The sequence below is a fragment of the Thalassobacillus sp. C254 genome, from assembly GCF_001310615.1.
This window is the reverse complement of sequence record NZ_BAXQ01000006.1, coordinates 148,379-165,687: the sequence shown is the minus strand read 5'-3', so window position 1 is coordinate 165,687 and position 17,309 is coordinate 148,379. Positions and strand designations below refer to the sequence as shown.

The window sequence follows — 17,309 nt, the reverse complement described above, 5'->3', positions numbered from 1 at the left end:
AATAGTAACCACAAAATGTAACCAAGCCTTTATTAAAAAAAGCCTCATCGATTTTTCGATGAGGCTCTTCTCACTATTTTCATACGTCATTTGCGATGCTGACCACATGCCGCACCTTGGCCCATTGTTCTTCTTCGGTAAGAAGGTTCCCTTCTTCTGTGGAGGCAAAACCACATTGAGGGCTTAAGCATAACTGCTCTTTTCTTAGATATTCTCCTGCTTCTTCAATTCTGTTCTGAATTAGATCTGGATCCTCTAGCTCTGGAAATTTAGATGTGATCAGACCAAGGACCACATAAAAATCTTCGCGCTCTACATGGCTTAACGGTTCAAAGCCTCCGGAACGTTCATCATCAAATTCAAGAAATAAAGCATCTACGTTTAATTTCTTGAACATAATCTCGGAAACCGCATCATAACTGCCGCTTGATGCATACGTGGACTTATAGTTCCCTCTGCAAACGTGCATTGTTATTGTCATATCATTTGGTTTGTCTGCGATCGCTCATTTACAGTGTCAACGAATAATTCAAGGGTTTCTTGTGGGTCAAGACCTCTGGCCTGAAGCAGTCCCCCCGACAGAACCAGGTCCTTGTCCTTCTCGGCCTCCAGGAATAATGACCAAGTAGTATCATCAAATTGCAGGTGGCGGCAGCTGCGTCATATAAAGCACTGATTGCGTCTTTGTATACTTTAACTAGATCAGCAAAGAGTTCAGATTCTGAAGAATAGAATTTTTTTCTTCATCCGTTACTGTCCTGAAAATAAACATGCTGGGACTCGGTATTGTGATTCTTGCTTCATGGTCTCCCTTAATACTGTGAAGGAATTTGTATTCCTTCACCACAGGATGATCGCCAAAATTCAGCTTGCCCGTCACCTTAGCACCTTCTGCCTTTGTTTCCGTTCCTCCGCTGAAGATAAGGCCTTTATCCAACGTGACAAATTCCATTCCTTCTACTTCTTTCATGAAATCCAAATGGAACCATGCACGTCTGAATTCCCCATCTGTTACAGCTTTTAAGCCAGCTTCTTTTTGTTTATCTACCAGTCGTTTTATTTCTTCATTCTCCATTTCCCATAGTTCCTCAGCTGTGATTTCCCCTCTGTTCCTCTGCAGGCGGGCTTTTTTTAATCGTTCCGGCCTTAAGAAACTGCCTACATGATCTGCTCTAAATGGTCCTTTTACTGTATCACTCATTTTATTCTCTCCTCTTCTATTTTTGAGTTTTTCACTAGTAAGACTGCCAGCGTCACGACACAGACAACTGATAGAGGATAGTACCCTATTCTAATTAACAACAAAAAAAAGCAAACAAACCACAGCGGCCTGAATGCTTCTATCAAACTATGTAGCATAAGGAATGAACCTTAATACAATTAATTCAGCAAACACCCCTCCCTATTTCCCGTAGGTCCATGTGTAATCATACAGGCAGGTCTCCTGACTTATCTTCATTGTTTCCTGCTCCTTCCCGCTTTCCAGCAGTGGATCTTTGCAGGTTACTCAGATTTACAGTGGCGGGAACCGTGCCGGACTTTCACCAGCTTCCCTTTTAAGCTGTAATGTATAAAACCAACTTACAACACCTGTTTATTATTATTTAATTATACTTCTGAGTATATAGCTGATTCCTTCCCTTTGTCCATGCTTTTAGTAAAATTTTCTATTATGTCAGCATATCCTCAATACTCTTGTTCTTGTTCTGTTAATACTTTTTTTATTTCTTCTATTTTCGCCATAGCTGTCTCATACCCTAAATCAATACAATGACTAGCCTTCCGAAAGTCAAAAGCCCCGATAGCTCCTACCTCCGGATAGAGATTATAATCGGCTTCCTTATGCTCTGCTTCCATTTGGGTTTTCAATGAAAGGTTGATGACGTTATTGATGACTTTGACGATGTTTGCTGAACCAGACTTTGCATTGATAATAGGTGTAATAGGATCTACAGAAATAACGCGTTCTGCTCCCAATGCCCTGCATATTCTGACAGGACAATTTGAGGTAACGCCACCATCAATCAACATTCTTTCTCCATAATGATACGGTTTAAAGAGTACTGGAATCGCAAAGCTAGCCCTTACGGCATCTGCTATTGAAGTATTGTTCACATATTCATAATCTTCCACAGAATTTGAAGAAAAAACAACGCTTGTCCCCCGCCCGTAATCAGTTGCTACGATTCCGCATGGTATTTTCAAGGAAGACAGAGGTTCATCCTGTGTGTTGTACCATAATATTTCGTAAACGTTCCCCTTTCAATATCCCTTCTACTCGGGGCCGAATAAATAAGGCTCTATAGAGAAGAGATCTCCAGTCAAAATCAAGCAGACGCCTGTTTAACGAAGGAACAATCCTTTTTAAAGTCTCTGCTTTATGGCCATAGGCGTATAACGCCGCTACCATAGCTCCAGAACTTGATCCGGTAACGTGTGAAACCTTAATTCCAGCTTCTTCAAAAGCGAGCAGCACTCCTACAGCTGCCGACCCCGGTATTCCTCCTCCGGCAAATGCTAACCCGGTTTCCATACATGCACACTCCTGTAATCATGAAATAAATTCTTTGATGCGCAGGTTCAATTCAACACTTCTTTTTAAAGGAATCTCATGTCCGCATTTTTTTATAAAAATCAATGTACTGTCCGGCAAAAAACCTTTCATGGGCAAAGCATACTTACCAGTAATTCTGTCCTTTTCCCCGTATACAAGTAAAACAGGTACTTTAATAGAAGGAAGACGTTTTGTACAATCATAATGCAAAAAGGCGTGATAAAACTGTGAGGCATCCAGCCCGTTTGTTGGTAAAGATGCTTTAAGCAAACTCAAAAACCTTTGCCAGTCATTTGTATTGATGATGGCTCCAAAAAAGGCAAGGAACAACGCGGGTTTATCTATAAGCGATAACCGAATTCCATTCTTCACAATAAAATAAAGAAGGCCATCCTCCACCTTAGGGACAGGGCCGAGTTGAATCAGGCCTTTGACAGCCCCAGGGTACTTAAACGTAAATTCAAAGGCAATAGAGCAGCCTGCTGAATAACCGCAAAGCCATGCTTTTTCAATACCAAGCCTGCCCAAAAGTTCTTTCAGGTCATTTGCTATATCTGAAAAATCCCATGGATCTGGGGAGGAGGCTGTTCTCCCGTGTCCTCGTATATCCATTGAAATGACATGATAGTCTGAAGATAATTCCTCCAATTCAGGACGGTAAACATCGCTGGGATGCACGGGGCAATGAATAAAAACAATGGCTTCCCCTTTACCTTTTGATTCATAATATGTTTTTAATCCATTTATCTTCATAAATGGCATAGCTCCTGTCCTCCATAATTAATGTATGATCCTATTTTCACTGTTACCCGCTCTGTTCCTCTGGTAGTCACTGTTAGATTGTGACAAAATATAAAATTCATACAATAATCTCCCCCTTGCCATTTATGCCAATGAGTTCTACTAACTGCCAGGGAGACATGATAAGCTGTATGTACAGAAAAAACTCTGAAAGAAAGGCGGTTTGCTTTATGAATGGCACTCAGCGCAGCAGTTTGTACCCGGGTTTAAAAGTAGAGATTGTATTAAAAAAGGATCAGCGAAGCGGCAAGCTGACTCAAGGAATTGTAAAAGACCTATTAACAAAATCAGCAACTCATCCTCACGGTATTAAAGTCAGACTCGAAGATGGCCAGGTAGGACGAGTGAAAAATATAATTGATTAGGTTTTACACCTAAGGTTAACTATCAAAAAAGCACCGCCTGGGTGCTTTTTACACTTTCTCTTATTTATATTTCGATTATTTTCTACTGAAATTTTAATTGGCTTTTATCATTTATTTAAAATAAGTACTGTTTTAATCTTCTTGGACAATTAACACGTCACATGAGCAATGGCGGGCAATGCTTTCTGAAACCCTTACATATTTCTCATTAGATTCCTTTCCCACTATCACTAGATCACTACCAAATTCCAGCGAGCGTTCCTTAGATATTTTCACGACAGGAGATCCAAAGTTAAGGGTGGTCTCCACATCTTTCAATCCCGCGGATCTAGCTTCTCTTTCACAGATACCAAGGAGAACATTCCCGTGCCTTTCAGCCAACTTCATAAAAGCGGGGTCTTCTTGCTGCTTTTTGGGAAACGCACTGTAATCAATTACATGAGAAATAATCAGCTTACTGTCATTTTCTTTTGCCATTTCTAGCGCTCTTTGTAATGCAAGCATAGCTTCCTTTGTCCCATCTACTGCTACCAGAATAGAGGAATATATAGAATTCACCGCTTTACTCCCTCCAACAATTAAAATTACCATTCAAAAAAGAACTTAAAAAACATAGCAGAGCTTGTATAAAGAATTACTCCAAACGCAAAGGTTGGATAATGAGCCTCACGGTGTTTGGGGAGCTCATTACTTAAAACATTAAGAATCATTGCCCCTGAGATAAATGCAAAAATAATAGCTTCTAGTAAATAAGAGATAGACAGCCAAATCCCCATTATCCAGCCTATCATTACCCCTGAAGCCATAATATATCTGCCCACAGCGACATATTGGGTTGGATAATACCTCCAAATATCATGAGCTACAACCAGAAAATGAAGCCCTAGAGCAGAGGCATAAAACATAGCCTGCACACCGCTTACTTCAGTAGAAACAAGAGTATAAGAAACCAATATGTTATAAAGGGCAAAGAAGGATACCTGCACCCAAAAGTTTGAGGTGCTTGATGCACTTTGTACTTTACTAAAATTCCCCTCAGAGTATTTCTGTACCCCGTAAAAAACGAGTAAACCTACTAAGCATACAAAATATAGTTCAGTTTGAGTGGCTAAACGCCATATTCTTCTTTGATGGCATGCTGATGGTCGTGAAGATATGGTAATACATAAATAAATACATAAGAAGCTGCTAACCCGCCAACAAAAGAAATCCACTTTTCACGTCTCAGCTTATTTGAAGGCACCAATTTATATGCGAATAGATAAATAAAGGAATAAAACACTCCAATCATAATAATACCAAAGGTCATGAATACAGCCCCTTACATTTACACCAAAAACATCCCCCATACTTTGAAACCACCTGTAAATAAATGCGGAAATAAAGAAACTATAGAGAAGTAAGCAGGACGATGGAAGGCTTTTTTTATTATTAGGCTGATTATAATAAATTGACAAGGGAGGAGCCGTGAGGTACATCACAGTTTCTCTCTAATCACCTACTGTTGACATAGTCTTGACCTGCCTTTTATTTTCAAACACGATAAGGATGTTGCAACCTATGTACACTGTTCAGCTTTGCACGGAGGAATTAAAAATTCAAACAAATAAAGAACCCGCACACTTTGAAAAAAGTGTGAGAATCTCACTCCAAACAATCAACTAAGGAAGTTGATTATGCATTTTCGTTTTCTTTGTTAGTGGATTGATTATTAGTTATTGTTTTAGCTGCTTTTATTTTTTAACATGTGAGGAGGACCTCGCACCACCCATGATTTCCGTTACTCTAGTGTTATTCACTTCCCCTTTCAATGCTATTTGCACTGTTGAATCTAGACTGAACGGTGGTTAATAATCACATGAATATACATAGATTGGTGGGAATCCTAATCATTTCTTTTCTTTATATTTAGTTAGTGCTGTTCCATTACTTTTATTTTCTTTTGTGTTTCTTCTATCTCAGCATCTGCCACTCCTTTCGCCTGCTCTCTCTGTAGTACCACTCTTAAGGTTTGAAATAATATTTTAATATCAAGCATTAAAGATAAATTCCTTACATACATAAGGTCGAATCTAAGTTTATCTTCAACAGTCGTTGTATAATTAGCCAATACTTGAGCAACACCTGTAATACCTGGTTTAACGGCAAACCTATGCTCATACTCAGGTATATCTTTCTTAAATTTTTTATAAAAAGTCTCTTTCAGGTCTGGGACCTACTAAACTCATGTCACCCTTCACAACATTAAACAGCTGAGGTAGCTCATCCAGTCGCAAAGCCCTCATTATTCTTCCAAGCTTAGTGATCCGTGGATCGTGTTCGGAAGCGAGAACTGGACCCGTTAGTTTTTCGGCATCCTGAACCATACTTCTAAATTTATAAGTAATGTATGGTTTTTCATGAAGCCCTATTCTTTCCTGCTTAAAAATAGCTGGTCCTCTTGAAGTAAGAGGAATTAAGACAAACAAGGCAATAATAATTGGACTAGCTGCAATTATTATTAGGATGGAAAATACAAAATCAATTAGGCGTTTTACCTGTAAGGTTCCTTTATTTGCAACCATTGGTTTTAAAGAATATACAAGCATGTCATCGATTTGTTCTGGCTTCAACTCAGTCAACAACAAATTATAAAAGGTAGGTACAACCATAATTTCTTTTCCGTTACTGCTGATTAACTGGACCATTTCCGCTTTCTTATCTTCAGTAATACTTGGCTTATCAATACTGCATCTACTACACTCAAATCACTCTTTGTTAAATTTTTATTTTTTACATTAGTATATCCATGCACTAGAAACCAGCCTGGTTGATGCTTAAGTATTTTCTTTGCCAGGCCTGCGTCCTCTCCTTTGTCTTCCCCTATTATCAAAACTTTTTTTAAGCCATGATTCTTTTTTTGTATGGACCATAAAGGGATATGCATGCCGCCAACAAAAAATAGTTGAAAGGCAAAGGCCAGTAACACCAATCCAGAAGACAAGGGAACTACAGAAAACCAAGATATCCCTAAATTAATTAAACACACAGTCGAAAGCGCCAATACAATTGAATAAACAAGGTTTTTGATACTTTTTCTTTTCCAGCTTGAATATAAATCAAATAAATTAAAGCTTACAATTGCTACTAACGATGTAATTAGAATAAGTTGATGGTTTATTAAAAGATCATTTGTTGAAGAGAGGGCTTCATAAACCCCGTAGGCTGCCAAAAATCCGACATATAACAGTACCAAATGCAATAAAATTAAAAACAATTTACCGAGGCGAATATTGGACTCTATGTTCATGCTTTTTCCTCCTCTCTTACCCACAAACTAAAACAATTCTTTTTTTGTAATGGAGAGTACCCCTTTATTAGACATGGGCCTCCCTCTCTTTCATCATCATTTCCTTTTGTGTTTTATGAAGATCAATATACTGGGACAGGGTATCATTGACCATTGCATCCAATGAGAATTCCTTTTCTACCTTGGCCCTTGCGTTAATTATAATGTGTCTGCGGATGCTTTCATCATTTGTTAGAATCTCGATTTGTTCAGCAAAATGGTTTTTATCATGCTGAGAGATTAGCATACCCGTCGACTTGTCTATCACAGCTTCTCCCACCCCTCCTCTATCAATGGAAATAATCGGGGTCCCTACTGCCATTGCTTCTAAGATCACCATTGGGAATACTTCTCTATGAGAGGTTAACAGCAAAATATCAATGCTTTTTAGAAATTCCTCTGGTTTGTTAACGGCTCCAACCATTTTTACATTTTCTTGTAAATTCAATTGGTTAATTTTTGTTTCTAACTGCTCGAGCTCTGTCCCAACCCCACCTATAAGGAATTCCATATTTAAACGGTTTTTACATGTGTTTGCTACATCAATGAAGAACTCAATATTCTTTTCCTTGGATAATCTCGCTAATATTCCTACCTTTCTTATATTTCTCTTACTATCACGCTTGAATGTGAACTGTTGTAAATCTACTCCATTATGCACTGTTACTAATATCCGACTGTCTACCCCTAAATCTACTAAATTATCTTTCTCACATACACTAACTGTAATAACCCTGCCAACGTGTTTATTAATTATCTTGCTAAAAAGGGCTGGATGTTGCTTTTCTAAATAAGTAACATTATGCTTTGTATAAATAATTTGGACCGGTTTTCTTGCGAGCCGTTGAAGAATAATTGAGTAGAAAACCATGCGTAAGCTATTGGCATGAATAATGTTTATATCTTTTTCTGTTACCATCTTACGAAGCTTTCTTATATTTTTAAGATGAGAATTGCGATCCAATTGCAAAAAATGCTTTGTTTGAGTCAGCTTTTCATAAAGCTCTCCGGGACCAGCGGCAGCATAGAAATTACAGTTATCATGATGTAATTTATTCATTAGCTTACAAAAGTAAATTTCAGCTCCTCCGGTTATTAACTTATCTGTAAGTAAAAGCACATTCATTTTTAGTCCTCCTTTATCCACTTGCATGGTTTATTTGTTGTGGCGAAACAGGAGACGTGCCTGCCCCTTTTTTTGTGTTAAATAGCAGTTCTTTTTCTTTTAATCTCTCTTTATGCAAGTAGACGGAAAGTATAGCCAAATACATGAAAAACATATCGTTTATAATCACTGAAAGTGACAGCATTTGAAGAACATAGCCGATAAAGGTTAATAATAAATAAGGTTTTTTCTGTAGACCTGATACTGGAGCATTTGTACAAATACAACTACTACAAACAAAGTAAAGGGAAGAATGCCAAGTAAGCCGGATTCAGATAAAATATCTAAAAAGGTATTGTGCACACTTAGGTCATCATTGAAATAAAATTCATTATAATCTGAAAAATTAAAGGCTCCGATTCCGACTACTATACTAGAATTAAAAAACTCCCAGGCTCTTTCCCATAACTCAAAACGCCCGCTTCCTCCATCCGTTGAAAAGTCTTCAAACCTGGCATCTATCATTCCCCATAAATTAAGGTTTAAATGAAAGACAGTGATATAAAAGAGAATGCTTGTAGAAGCAATCAAACTAAACAACATCCTGGCCTGTTTTACCGGCTTATTCATAAGTAAATAGATTAATAAAATAATGAAAAGAGCCAACAGCCCTCCTCTCGAAAAAGTTAGTAAACTTGTAATTATACAGAGACCCAAGCCCACTTTGTTTCTTAATCCATGTGTGTTACATAAAAAGTAAGCAAAAAATATCGTATTATAAAAAACAAAAAAATTCGGATCCTCCAACAAACCAATAAGACGTGGGTACGTTCTATCCACCATGACTCCAAGCTCAACAATTCTTTCACCTTGAAAAGTAAAGCCAAGTTTATTTAATCCAATAATATACAAAACTATGCTAGCAAGGTTGAAGATTATTCCTGCATATGAAAGACCTTTTTCAACCTGTTTTGAAGAAAAATGTAAGATAATGGATTTCATAATAAAATAACAAGTTAAATAAATGATAATACCTACCATGATTCTAAAACTTGAGCCAGGATATAAAGCAAATGCTCCAGAGAAGACATACATGATATAAAACATCACCATAATAATTTCAAAAAGGTGAACTCTTTGAAAATATAAAGAAGATAGATGGAACATAATAAAGACAAATAGAAAGATCATATAGGGCTTTAAAGCAAATCCTATATATAAACCATAGTTGGCTAAAGTTACCATCAAAAACATCAGAATCAGAGTAAGGTTTGAAGGAACAGACGTTGAGAGTTTATTAGGCTCCATCTTTTACCCCCTCTGATTTATTTATGCCAGAACGATCAACCAATGTTTTTGTTATAATAAACTCCTTAATTTTCCCTCTCATTTCTTTATCCAGCATCATAAAGATTCCAATAAACAGTAAATTAATTATAAGGGCTAACAATGGAATATGGTTCAAGAAATAACTGCAAACCCCTACACTGATTGCAAAAAATGTCATGTAGGGTAAAATTGCTCTTTTGGCTATAACAACCCGATGGGGTTGCATAACCAAAACCCTGTCAATGCCAGTATTTCAATACAAACTCCTGCCAAAGCAGCCCCTATTACCCCATACGGAAGGCTGAAATAATAATACATTACTGCTCCCAATATAACGGCAATTAACTGTACTGTCATCCGATGATTTTGGCGGGACCTTGAAGTCAGGCCGTCAGCAAGAGCTATATTAACAGACTGAAGAAAAAGCATGACGGAAAGGATTTTTAATGGAAGAACAGCTCCAAGCCAGTCCGTCCCAAAAAGAAGGCTAATAACAAATTCAGAAAGGTGAAAAAATATAACACACATAGCCATCCCTATCAAAGCCATAAACTTGATTTGGTTAATGTTAAGCTTCAAATGTTCAACAAGTAATCGTTGGTTATAGTACCTAAACAAAACCGGGTAATAAGCTCCAGCAACAACAAATGGAATTTGCTGCAATGCCTGCGGTATTCTATACGCAACAGCAAACAACCCAACCTCAGCCAGACTGATTGTGTTTTCTAACACAATAGGACCTAAGTGCGGCAAGATGATAAATAAGAATCCACCAATGGTAAAAGCCCTATGTTTTGTAAAATCCCCTTATGAAAGCGACATTTCACAGGAATTCTTATATGTTTCCTTACTAGATATAGTCCAAATAATCCACCCATCATATAGGAAAAACCATAGAGAAAAGAGATCAGGTATGGACTTAACGAAGCAGCCATTCCAATAGATAAAGTTAGTAAAAGACAAACAGCCGAGACGATACGGATCAATCCAAAAAAATGCATTTTTTCAACTAACTGAAAATACGTGGTTCCTATGCTTTGTAATGCGACCCCTGTAACCATGGGAATAATTAAATAATAAGCTGTCTTCACTAATTCCTGATTGTTTTGATGGACAATTTCAATCATCAAGAATCCTCCAATAAAAACAATCAATAGCAGTGTAAAGCGTAGCTTTATATAAGAAGACATTAATATAGGTGTATCTACTTCTTTTTTGGATCCTTCTCTTAAGACAATGCCACTTAATCCAGCATCAGTAAAATACCCCATGATCATGGCAATCGCTAATACGACACTGAATAATCCATAATTATATGAATGTAAGTAGTATGCTAGTACAATTAACGCTGAAGCATTGATTGCGCTTGATAAGGCCGTGCTGTAAAATAGATGAATTACATTTTTTGCGATGGAGTTTTTTTTCATATTACCACCTTAATAACGAAATACCTGGCTACTATCTTTTTACTTTCTTTGGTAAATTACCCCAAGAATCCTATTATTGCTTCTTTCGAGGCTCTCCTTGGCTTTATGCAGCTCCTCTGTTTTTGTACTATTCTTTTGAACTACTATTATTACTCCATCGCAACCGGTTGCCAGTACATACGGTTCAGAATAAGGAATGGCAGCTGGCGCTGCAAAAATAATAACGTCATAAATCTCTTTCCAGTAAGTAATGAGCTTGTTGACCTTACTAATTTTAAATACTTCCCCTGGATACTCTATGTTCGCCTGCGGGAAGCAAAAACAGACCCTTTATATTGGTTTCCTTTTCATTTTTGACCATTTTTTCCGGGCCATTCCATATCAGAGTATCCACAAGGCCGGTGCTATTGCTCACTTCAAAAGTCTCATGCAACAAGGGCATTCTAACATTGCCATCCACCAGCAATATCTTTTTATCCTGGTGAGCCATGGCTGCTGCTACCTTGGCCGATATAACCGCTGTATCACTGCTGGGTTGAGGAGAAGTAATCATAAAAGATACGGATCCTTTAGACAGCTCATTTTCTAAACTTGCACTTATCACTTTAATTTGTTCGTTACTTCTACTACCGCTCATCACATTCAATTTATTCTTAATATGATTTTTCAGCACTTATCTTTCCTCCTTTCTTTCTCTTAGCGACTTCCAATCCTTTATTCGCCTTAGTCTTCTGACTTCGTGGCTGATCTTTTAGATTAACTTCCCCTAACACAGTGAGACCTAAGACTTCAATTTCCTTATGGCTTTTTATAGAGTCATCGAAATAATCCCTCATTAACGCTAAACTCCCACCCATTATTAACGACACCACAAAACCAATCACTAAGTTCAGTGCTACATTATCCACTCGTGTTAAAGAAATGGTTTCTTCTGTGTTGCTAAGAACTTGAATAGCATCCATGTCAAAAGATCCGTTCATAGTTTCTACAGTCGTTTCTGTTATAGTAGAGGCCAATCCTTTAGCAATTTGCGGATCATTATCCCTTACAACCACGTTAATGATTTGCGAGTTATCATTGTTATTAATAGTAATCTTTTCGATCAATTCATCATGAGGAATATTAAATTCTCCATTTATGGTATTCAAAATAATGGGACTTTTAATAAAGTCGATAGATGAAGCCAAAAGCATATCGATCTCTTGACGTTCACCGTAGTATTGTTCTTCGGTTTTCAGTTCACCAACCAACAAATAACCAGTCGCTTCATAGGTAGGTTTAACTAAAAAAATTAAGGAGAGAGCAATCAATGCAAACACACAAAAAGAAGTGATGACAATTGTTACTATCCGTCTTCTTAAGATTTTCAATATTCCCTTAATATCCACACTTTCATCCATGTTTTTCTCCCCCAAGCACTATATAATCTCTACGGCAATGTTTTTATAGTAATTTATAGTGTCATGCAGTCCCTCTGATAGTGTATACATTGGTTCCCAGCCTAATTCAGATGTTGTTATTCTATTCGACAAATAACTATCTCTTATATCTCCTTCTCTTTCTTCTGTGAATTGTGGAGATATCTCTTTATTAAAAGCTTCTGCCATCTCATCAATAATCTCAACTACTGATGTCTTTTTTTCAGTGCTTACATTAAAAACCATGTCGTCTCCATTTTCTAATGCTGCTACATTAGCTTTGGCTACGTCCTTTACAAATATGAAATCCCTGGTTTGCAGCCCGTCCCCAAATATGGTCGGCCTATCCCCTTTCATTATTTTTTCTATAAATATAGCGACCACTCCGGCTTCACCATGAGCATCTTGGCGCATTCCATAAACATTTGCATATCTTAAAATGGTATAATTCAAACCGTATAATTCTGAAAACATCTTTATATATGATTCAGCATTAAGCTTTGAAAGTCCGTAAAAAGATATTGGTTTCCATTCATGATTTTCATCAATAGGCAAGTAATGGGGTTCACCATACACGGCAGCTGTTGACGCAAAAATTATTTTCTTTACTTTAAATTGAACGCATGCTTTTAACACATTAATTGTTGCAAGTATATTCTGCTCCCCGTCATATACAGGCCTGGATATAGAATGTGAAACAGATACTTGAGCAGCCATATGAATCACATAATCCGGGTTTTCTTTTTCAAAAATTTCATTTAAATTATCACGAATATCCACTTTATAGAAGGTCACGCCATTTGGCAGGTTTTCTTTTTTCCCTGTAATTAAATTGTCAACGACACTTACTTGGTACCCTTTTAGTAATAATTCATCAACAACATGAGACCCAATAAACCCTGCTCCTCCTGTTACCAATACCTTCATGCCGTTCACTCCTTTTTTGTTTACAATATTGTTCTTCATTAAGATTAAATTTGTGCTTTATTGAGAACAAATGAACAAAAAAATATAAAATTAACATAAAAAAGTAGTGTTTTGTGCTGTTTATAGAATGTTTTTTGATTATATTCCTTTTTTTTAAAAAATAAAATCCTCAAAATAGATTGAATTACCAAATCACCACAAGTATCCTTCTTATTTCTGTAAAATTCTTATTCTTACTCATTTTTTGTTTTCTATAAAGAACAATAAAAGAACCATTTTGTTTAAAAATATGATGCTGGACAATAATAAAGTTAATTAGTATCTCCATTTTCTCCTGGTGAGATAGAATAGTTACTCTCTCCATTGTCTTCTATGTATCCATCTCTCATATTAGAAGATAACTTGTTTTGGTAAGAATCCTGGGTAAATTCAATGACTGCTTCCTCCTGCTCTATAAGATGAACATCCCATATTACCCCTTCAAATCTATTATCTGAACCACTAATAGATAGAACTTTTTCTGTTATATCAGATAACTGAACCTGCAAACCTTGAAACGAATTCCCTGTAACTTCATCAGGAATAGTGACAGAACTATTTAATTCTATACAGTAGACACAGCTATCCAAAGTAATATTATGGAATCTATTTCCATTAACCCAGCTGTAACCCTCTTCCTCATCAGGATTATCAGCTTGTAAACGTATACCGGTTTCAAAGCCTACAATGTTGATATTATTAAAGTTTACAAAGCTTACATAATGATCGGCCTCTTGAGAATGAAGAGACAGACCTGTTCCTTGATTGGTTCCTGTCGTATTAATAAGAGCTACATTTTCAACCTTTGTTTTTCCCCAGGACCAAAATTGTGATCTTCCGTCTAGATAAATGACTTCAGAAGAAAATTCTTCTGTGTTTATTTCGATAAAGCCGTTTGATAATGAAGAATTTTCTTCCATTTCGATCACGCGAAAATCACCTTCAACAGATAACCTTGTATTCTCCCCTAATACTAAAGCTACCCCCTCTTTCAATAACAGTCCTGAGTTCAATGTGTAGGTTGCATTTCCTAGTAATTTTACTTTGCCAATATTTGAATCGACTGCAAAATCTATGGCTTCTTGAAGACCCTTGCTTTTGTCATTATCGCTCTCTTCTATGAAATCCTTTGCCTCAATATACCATTGATGCTCAACCTTTTCCGCTTCTCCACTGCTCGTCACTTCTGATAGTTGAAAATAGCTGAATGCACCAATGAGTAATACCAACATTGCTGCTATTATTAAAACTTTGGCGTTCATAGTAATCTCCTCCATCTACAATAAAACTAATTGCTAATATTATTCTTTACAATTCTATCCATATCCTTGTTAATAGTAGTAGAAATAAACAGTGAATTAGCTTGAGTAATATTAAAGAAGGGTAAAAACACTATGGAAAAGAACGGAGCGACATGACAACACCAACAAACCTTCCTGTAGACAACAAAGAGCAGTAGACCTTTTGAAAAAGGTTCTGCTCTTTGTTAATTCCTAATCCGGTTTTATTAATGACTACGGTTAAGCTCATTTAAAAGGACGCGACATCAGAAAAAGAAGTGGCTAATCGTTGAAGGGAGAGCTTGGCATGTGTCCCTCTATTATTTTGGATCAACACTCTCTTGTAAATCAACCATATTATGTACGTAAAGAGCTTTCTGCCATTTCAGCTAAATCTTGGGCTGTTTTGCTTATCTCCTGAATCGTGGCTGAAAACTCCTGGATAGATCCAGCTTGCGTGTCTGTGAGACTATTAATGTCTTGAAAAGCTTCATTTAACTGTTGAAGCAATTCTTGAATAGTATTAGTGATCTCATTAATCTGATCAACGTTTTCTTTTGAATTTGTTGCCAGCTTGCGAATTTCATTGGCCACCACAGAAAACCCTTTTCCTGAATCACCGGCTCGAGCTGCCTCAATGGCAGCATTTAGCCCGAGTAAATTACTTTGGTCAGAGATCCCTTTGACAACAGTTGAAATTTGGCCAATCTCATCTGCGCTTGAACTTACATTTTCCATTTGCAAAGAGACTTCGGTCACTCGCTCAGTCAGCATGACCACTGATTTATTAATTTCTTCTATAGAAGCCGCCGTCTCCTCAACGATTGCCGAAAAGCTTTCGGCCATTTCAAAGAGCTGGTTCGCTTTTTCCAAGCTAGTTCCCATGCCTACTCCCCCTACAATATTCCCTGACTGATCATAAAGAGGGATAGCACGAGCGATCAATGGGAAACCAAACAATTCCTTAGGGACCAGAGACGTTTTTTTCTTGACCATCTTTAATTGCATCGGTAACAATATCTCCTTGTGTAAGAGGGTCTCCAGGCTTTACGTTCAAAGAAAACGTTTTTGCTGGAATATTAATAATTAATTTCTCAGTATCATAAATACCTACCGTAATATCGTCTTGTACTAAACTATTTAAAAATGGTGCTATTTTTACAAAAGCATCTATTAGTTCCGCACTTGTTCCAGACTCTTCTCTCACAGCTTCACTCATTACACATCTACCATCCTTTTATTTAATAGGGAAATTGCCTTTGTTCATAGTTCACTGATACCCATTGCAAGGTTGTAAATTCTTCCAAACTCCATTCTCCATTTAAACGTCCCAATCCAGATTGTTTTTCTCCCCCGAATGCAACTATAGGTTCATCATTAATGGTAATGTCATTAACATGAATCATTCCTGTATGAATTTTCTTAGCCATTTCCACGCCTTTTTCAAGATTCGCCGTGTGAACTGCACCACTAAGACCAAACTTTGAATTATTCGCAATAGATATTGCTTCCTCCTCCGTCTCAAAAGGAATGACACATACCACCGGGCCAAACAGTTCTTCCTGGGCAGCAAGCATATCAGGAGTCACATCTGCGAGCACAGTTGGTTCCACCATTCTTCCCGTTATGGCCCCCCTCACCACGGGCACAGCCCCCGCCTCAATCCCTTTTTCCACAGCCATTTTCAAATTACCTGCTTGTCTTGTATTGATCACTGGTCCAATAATTGTATTCGGATCTTTTGGATCTCCTGTTTTAAGTGAGGATACCTTCTCAGCATACTTTTCTATAAACTCATCATAGATTGGTTTCTGTACGAGTATGCGATTGGAAGACATACATATTTGTCCCTGGTGAGTAAAACGACTGAAAACGGCTGCTTGTACTGCATAATCTAAATCTGCATCCTTCATAATGATAAAAGCACTATTGCCGCCCAGTTCTAACAATGGTTTTTTAAAGTTTTTTACGGCCAACTGGCCAATATGACTGCCTACCGCAGTAGAGCCTGTAAAGGAAATAATCCTTGGTATTGGATGTTCAACAAAAGCATCACCGATTTCATCAATGTCTGTTATGACTACGTTTAAAAGTCCATTCGGAATTCCTGCTTCCTCAAAGATTTTGGCGACTAGAGTGCCGCCTGTTACAGGAGAATCTTCGTGTGGTTTCAGCACTACACCATTGCCTGCTCCTAGAGCTGGGGCAACTGACTTTACGGATAAGAAAAAAGGGAAATTAAATGGCTGATGACTCCCACTACACCTGCTGGTATCCGATAAAGTCTGTTTTCTTTGCTATCTTCCGTCGAGGGAAGAATTTTACCTTCCATTCGTAAAGGAAAGGTAGCTGCTTCTTTAATCATATTTTTGACCAAAGAAATTTCAAATGCTGCTTTCAGACGGGTTCCCCCTAGCTCTTCTACAATAATTTCTGTTATTTCCTCTTCATGCTCTTTTATGTAATCTACAGCCTTTTCAAGAATATCACGCTTTTTATAAGCGTTTACCTTATCCCACTCCCTTTTGGATTCAAGAGCAGAGGCATAAGCCTCGTCTATATCATCTACCGTGGCTGCTGTAATTTCAGTAAGGACTTCATCGTTATAAGGATTAATATTTTTTAAGAGACGACTGCTTTGACCCTGTCTCCATTTCCCACCAATAAATTGCTTTCCTAACGTCTCATAGCTTATCATTTTGCCCTCCACTAGTTTATATTGTCGTCATTATTATC

The 17,309-nt window shown here is 37.4% G+C and carries 19 protein-coding genes, 3 pseudogenes and 1 riboswitch; of the genes and pseudogenes, 1 reads left to right on the top strand and 21 read right to left on the bottom strand.

Going from position 1 to position 17,309, the window contains the following annotated elements:
- Positions 1-79 precede the first annotated feature (79 nt).
- The 4 genes and pseudogenes from JCM19033_RS08610 to JCM19033_RS08595 form a co-directional block, all read right to left on the bottom strand.
- Positions 80-1,201: pseudogene (locus tag JCM19033_RS08610) on the bottom strand (5-methyltetrahydropteroyltriglutamate--homocysteine S-methyltransferase).
- Between the two features lie 215 nt (positions 1,202-1,416).
- Positions 1,417-1,609: riboswitch (cobalamin riboswitch) on the bottom strand.
- Between the two features lie 77 nt (positions 1,610-1,686).
- Positions 1,687-2,205: a patatin-like phospholipase family protein gene (locus JCM19033_RS08605; RefSeq protein ID WP_054636005.1), complete on the bottom strand. Its 519-nt coding sequence runs from the start codon at positions 2,203-2,205 to the stop codon at positions 1,687-1,689.
- A 13-nt stretch (positions 2,206-2,218) separates the two neighbouring features.
- Positions 2,219-2,533: a patatin-like phospholipase family protein gene (locus JCM19033_RS08600; protein ID WP_054636004.1), complete on the bottom strand. Its 315-nt coding sequence runs from the start codon at positions 2,531-2,533 to the stop codon at positions 2,219-2,221.
- 18 nt (positions 2,534-2,551) lie between these two features.
- Positions 2,552-3,316, bottom strand: coding sequence for an alpha/beta fold hydrolase (locus JCM19033_RS08595; protein WP_054636003.1), 765 nt, complete (start codon positions 3,314-3,316; stop codon positions 2,552-2,554).
- A gap of 209 nt (positions 3,317-3,525) precedes the next feature.
- Here JCM19033_RS08595 and JCM19033_RS08590 point away from each other — a divergent pair, with 209 nt between their 5' ends.
- Positions 3,526-3,720, top strand: a complete 195-nt coding sequence (locus tag JCM19033_RS08590; protein WP_054636015.1) for a YwbE family protein — start codon at positions 3,526-3,528, stop codon at positions 3,718-3,720.
- Positions 3,721-3,852: 132 nt separating this feature from the next.
- Here JCM19033_RS08590 and JCM19033_RS08585 read toward each other — a convergent pair whose 3' ends face one another.
- From JCM19033_RS08585 to JCM19033_RS08510, 17 genes and pseudogenes are all read right to left on the bottom strand, one after another.
- Complete coding sequence (locus JCM19033_RS08585) at positions 3,853-4,278, bottom strand: universal stress protein (RefSeq protein ID WP_054636002.1); 426 nt, start codon at positions 4,276-4,278, stop codon at positions 3,853-3,855.
- Positions 4,279-4,304: 26 nt separating this feature from the next.
- Complete coding sequence (locus tag JCM19033_RS08580) at positions 4,305-4,706, bottom strand: hypothetical protein (RefSeq protein WP_198153453.1); 402 nt, start codon at positions 4,704-4,706, stop codon at positions 4,305-4,307.
- A gap of 122 nt (positions 4,707-4,828) precedes the next feature.
- Complete coding sequence (locus JCM19033_RS08575; RefSeq protein WP_054636000.1) at positions 4,829-5,029, bottom strand: hypothetical protein; 201 nt, start codon at positions 5,027-5,029, stop codon at positions 4,829-4,831.
- Between the two features lie 603 nt (positions 5,030-5,632).
- Positions 5,633-5,926: a sugar transferase gene (locus JCM19033_RS08570; RefSeq protein ID WP_083465340.1), complete on the bottom strand. Its 294-nt coding sequence runs from the start codon at positions 5,924-5,926 to the stop codon at positions 5,633-5,635.
- Positions 5,907-6,407: a sugar transferase gene (locus tag JCM19033_RS08565; RefSeq protein ID WP_054635998.1), complete on the bottom strand. Its 501-nt coding sequence runs from the start codon at positions 6,405-6,407 to the stop codon at positions 5,907-5,909. The genes JCM19033_RS08570 and JCM19033_RS08565 overlap by 20 nt, the downstream gene beginning before the upstream one ends.
- A complete protein-coding gene (locus JCM19033_RS08560; protein ID WP_054635997.1) occupies positions 6,395-7,009 on the bottom strand; it encodes a hypothetical protein in 615 nt (204 codons plus the stop codon). Before JCM19033_RS08560 ends, JCM19033_RS08565 begins: the two co-directional genes overlap by 13 nt.
- A gap of 67 nt (positions 7,010-7,076) precedes the next feature.
- A complete protein-coding gene (locus JCM19033_RS08555; RefSeq protein ID WP_054635996.1) occupies positions 7,077-8,174 on the bottom strand; it encodes a glycosyltransferase family 4 protein in 1,098 nt (365 codons plus the stop codon).
- Between the two features lie 207 nt (positions 8,175-8,381).
- On the bottom strand, positions 8,382-9,461 hold the full coding sequence (locus JCM19033_RS08550; protein WP_054635995.1) for an O-antigen ligase: 1,080 nt from the start codon (positions 9,459-9,461) through the stop codon (positions 8,382-8,384).
- Positions 9,451-9,660: a hypothetical protein gene (locus JCM19033_RS23345; RefSeq protein WP_157049805.1), complete on the bottom strand. Its 210-nt coding sequence runs from the start codon at positions 9,658-9,660 to the stop codon at positions 9,451-9,453. The genes JCM19033_RS08550 and JCM19033_RS23345 overlap by 11 nt, the downstream gene beginning before the upstream one ends.
- A gap of 23 nt (positions 9,661-9,683) precedes the next feature.
- A complete protein-coding gene (locus JCM19033_RS08545; protein WP_054635994.1) occupies positions 9,684-10,235 on the bottom strand; it encodes an oligosaccharide flippase family protein in 552 nt (183 codons plus the stop codon).
- The gene (locus JCM19033_RS08540) at positions 10,223-10,909 is read right to left on the bottom strand and encodes an oligosaccharide flippase family protein (RefSeq protein WP_054635993.1); all 687 of its coding nucleotides are present in this window, start codon (positions 10,907-10,909) and stop codon (positions 10,223-10,225) included. Before JCM19033_RS08540 ends, JCM19033_RS08545 begins: the two co-directional genes overlap by 13 nt.
- A 274-nt stretch (positions 10,910-11,183) precedes the next feature.
- Positions 11,184-11,582 (bottom strand): hypothetical protein, encoded by a 399-nt coding sequence (locus tag JCM19033_RS08535; protein ID WP_054635992.1) that lies wholly within the window; start codon positions 11,580-11,582, stop codon positions 11,184-11,186.
- Complete coding sequence (locus tag JCM19033_RS08530; protein WP_054635991.1) at positions 11,563-12,309, bottom strand: YveK family protein; 747 nt, start codon at positions 12,307-12,309, stop codon at positions 11,563-11,565. The genes JCM19033_RS08535 and JCM19033_RS08530 overlap by 20 nt, the downstream gene beginning before the upstream one ends.
- A gap of 18 nt (positions 12,310-12,327) precedes the next feature.
- The gene (locus JCM19033_RS08525; protein ID WP_054635990.1) at positions 12,328-13,254 is read right to left on the bottom strand and encodes an NAD-dependent epimerase/dehydratase family protein; all 927 of its coding nucleotides are present in this window, start codon (positions 13,252-13,254) and stop codon (positions 12,328-12,330) included.
- A gap of 311 nt (positions 13,255-13,565) precedes the next feature.
- Positions 13,566-14,555 (bottom strand): hypothetical protein, encoded by a 990-nt coding sequence (locus tag JCM19033_RS08520; RefSeq protein WP_054635989.1) that lies wholly within the window; start codon positions 14,553-14,555, stop codon positions 13,566-13,568.
- A gap of 375 nt (positions 14,556-14,930) precedes the next feature.
- Positions 14,931-15,792 (bottom strand): annotated as a pseudogene (locus JCM19033_RS08515) (methyl-accepting chemotaxis protein).
- Positions 15,793-15,814: 22 nt separating this feature from the next.
- Positions 15,815-17,271 (bottom strand): annotated as a pseudogene (locus JCM19033_RS08510) (aldehyde dehydrogenase family protein).
- Positions 17,272-17,309: the final 38 nt, after the last annotated feature.